This is a genomic window from Vibrio sp. 378 (assembly GCF_033339435.1).
The window spans coordinates 242-732 of record NZ_JAWOUO010000498.1 but is presented as its reverse complement, the minus strand read 5'-3'; the positions used below and the strand labels follow the sequence as shown (position 1 = coordinate 732).

1 pseudogene is annotated in these 491 nt (G+C 46.8%); it reads right to left on the bottom strand.

Annotation, left to right across the window (positions count from 1 at the left end):
- Window positions 1-491 (bottom strand): annotated as a pseudogene (locus tag R7Q48_RS27170) (hypothetical protein); the annotation flags it as partial.

Genomic DNA, 491 nt, shown 5'->3' with positions numbered 1-491 from the left:
TGCCCCAACTGCCAAGGCTGGCAATGTTGTTGTATGAGCCAGACCAGCCCCAACCATTCGGAATAATGAAGAACGCAAGCGTTTGACCGGCAGTGAGCTGCACATTCAGGTCGATAGTGTCACCTTCTTCCATCTCGCCATCTGGCGCTTTCGATGTATTAGGGAAAATGATCACATGCGCTGCGATTTCATCTTTACTGGTCGGTGGGTTATTTGTATCAAAAACAAAATAACCGAGCGTATTTCGATACCCAGCCCCTTCATTCAAAAAGGTGACTTTTGCGGTTGCGAACTCCGCGCCATTCAACTCTTCATCGATATCAATGCTGGAATAACGTTCTGGCGCAATAAAGGCGCTGTTGACGAGTGTGCCCTCTGGCAACATGGAGTAAACGTTACTAAGCACATCTTGCGGCAAGGTTTCTGCGACCGAATAGGTATTAACGGGTTTACCTTTAGCTGAATAATTTGAACTGTCACTACCAGATTCA